Genomic DNA, 2,070 nt, shown 5'->3' on the forward strand with positions numbered 1-2,070 from the left:
CGGTGTAGGTGTACCAATTGTACATACATTGATTATGATGGCTTGGGCAATGGCTGAGTCTTTGTTTGATGTGTACCTGCTGTTGAAAGGGGATAGTGTACCGATATTTAAAACGAGAAATACGTGGATAACGGATATTGATGGGTTTTCTAAAATAATTACAAATGAAATTGTAGAAAATACAAAAAATATAGCACGGAATGCAGCTAAGCAAGTTATTGACTATACAGAAAATAAAGTAGAAGATTTTCTAAAAAGTGCAAGTATAACTATTTCTGATTACATTGATTCTAAAGTTGACCTGTTGGTTGATAAAGCTTTTGCAAGTATTGAAAATCCTTTAAAAGAAAATATGTATTCGGCTGAAAATATTTTTAGCGATTTTGAAGCAAGCGTATACTTTAATGGTGAAGGTGAAATAGGAGATATAATGAAATCAAATTAGCAACGAAAGTTCAAGTTTTGCTTCAAGAAGAAATGAAAATTGTTGAGAATAGTACTTTGGGTAGCTATGTGCCTGAAATTATTCTGGGAGTAGATTATACAGATTTTTTGCAAGAATATAAAAATAGAAATCTTAAAGAGGTAATTGCTGAGTTGACTGTTGAACTTGCGGAAGGAAAGGAGTTGCTTGGATATAATGTAGATGAAACTAGCAAAAAAATAAATAGCATGATTTTTAATACTATTCAAAAAGCAAAAAATGAAGTGAAACTTAATATAAAAACAAAAATTAGAGAGTATAAGAAAGATTTAATTGAAAAATTTGAAAAAAATTTAAAGAAACAGCTGAGAAAGGAAAAGAAGAAGTTGATAAATTTATTGATTCTATAGGTAATACAAGTGATTCAGAAGTAATGAAAACAAACCTTAAAGGGTCTTTTCTCTCCATGAAATACGTTGATTACCTTAGGTTATTTCTACTTTTTACAGACAAAGATGTGAAAATAAAAAGAATAGCTGATTTGATTCAAGTGAATATGAGAAATGTATCTGGGAATAAAACTTTTAAAATGTCAGAATGTAGTACGTATATGCGTATTGAATCTTCAGTTTCTATAAAATATTTGTTTGCGACAAAACCTTTTATGCCAAAAGAGTTCAGAACCGAAGATGGAAAAAGAATAGAGTTAGATGTTGTCCTGTATAAAGGATATTAACGAAAAATAATTTTAGAAGGAAAGGAATGTTGTGGAATGAACAAAGCAAAAGTAATTTTTGTAATGATTATTTTTTGTACTATTTCTTTATTAGCTGCTTGTGGAGGTGATGAGGTAAAAAAGAACCATTCTATTGGAGAACCAAAAACAGATTTGTCACAAAGTACACATGGTATAGGGGATAAAGAAGTAAAGACAAATGCGGAAAAATTTTTAGAATATGTTATTGATGCTACAGACAAGAGAGATTTTACAAAAACCGGTGATTATGCGGGAGTTCTAAGCACATTAGGAAGCGAATATAAAGAAGATATTATAAATCCATATACTGGTGGAAAATTATTAACAAAAGCGAATAGAACTAAAGACTTGCTATATGCTGAACATTGGGTGGCATCTAATGTATCTAGTGTTGATTGCATTGTAATTGATGATTATATGACATTGCTCGAAGAATTAGATACTTCTGAAGTAGTTTACTGCTTAAACGCTGAAAGCAAAGGTTGCGTAATAGGAATTATATTAATGGATGGTGTATACATATATGAAGTTGATGAAAATGGTGAGAAAATAAATGAAATTAAACACTTTTTTTAAAAAAGATAATAAAAAAGATAATAAAGGAGAATAAGGTTATCAGTCTCTATGTTAATAAAGACTATAGTAAAATGGAGGGCTTAAAATGAGAAAATCTGCAAAATTAATATTAACAATATTTATAGTAACTATACTTTTTTCAAATATCACTTTTGCGATTAATATACCGCTTCGTGTGGTTGTAAATGGAGAAGAGTTGTATTTTCCGGATGAGAAGCCGTTCATCGATGCGAATGGAAGGACGCAGACACCAGCAAGGTTTATTGGAGAAGCTTTGGGAGCAACAGTAACGTGGGATGGAAATGCGAAAAAA

General features: G+C 30.5%; 5 protein-coding genes. All 5 read left to right on the plus strand.

The annotated features are described in order from the left end of the window. Positions 1-445, plus strand: a 445-nt coding sequence (locus JCM21531_RS17000; protein ID WP_038291594.1) for a DUF5702 domain-containing protein, incomplete at its 5' end; no start/stop codon positions are given. A gap of 32 nt (positions 446-477) precedes the next feature. After that, positions 478-834, plus strand: coding sequence for a hypothetical protein (locus JCM21531_RS17005; protein WP_131464578.1), 357 nt, complete (start codon positions 478-480; stop codon positions 832-834). A 23-nt stretch (positions 835-857) separates the two neighbouring features. After that, positions 858-1,160 (plus strand): DUF5702 domain-containing protein, encoded by a 303-nt coding sequence (locus JCM21531_RS17010; RefSeq protein ID WP_243467890.1) that lies wholly within the window; start codon positions 858-860, stop codon positions 1,158-1,160. Positions 1,161-1,196: 36 nt separating this feature from the next. Further along, positions 1,197-1,757, plus strand: coding sequence for a hypothetical protein (locus tag JCM21531_RS19225; RefSeq protein WP_038291599.1), 561 nt, complete (start codon positions 1,197-1,199; stop codon positions 1,755-1,757). Between the two features lie 85 nt (positions 1,758-1,842). Next, positions 1,843-2,070 (plus strand): stalk domain-containing protein (locus JCM21531_RS17020; protein ID WP_038291600.1); only part of this gene is annotated, 228 nt, incomplete at its 3' end.

It is taken from the genome of Acetivibrio straminisolvens JCM 21531 (assembly GCF_000521465.1).
GTDB classification, from domain to species: Bacteria; Bacillota; Clostridia; order Acetivibrionales; family Acetivibrionaceae; genus Hungateiclostridium; species Hungateiclostridium straminisolvens.

What these genes read in the sequence shown, in the direction of transcription:
- JCM21531_RS17010 (WP_243467890.1), top strand. Translation starts at nt 858, where the DNA reads ATGAAAACAAACCTTAAAGGGTCTTTTCTCTCCATGAAATACGTTGAT.
- JCM21531_RS17005 (WP_131464578.1), top strand. Translation starts at nt 478, where the DNA reads ATGAAAATTGTTGAGAATAGTACTTTGGGTAGCTATGTGCCTGAAATT.
- JCM21531_RS19225 (WP_038291599.1), top strand. Translation starts at nt 1,197, where the DNA reads ATGAACAAAGCAAAAGTAATTTTTGTAATGATTATTTTTTGTACTATT.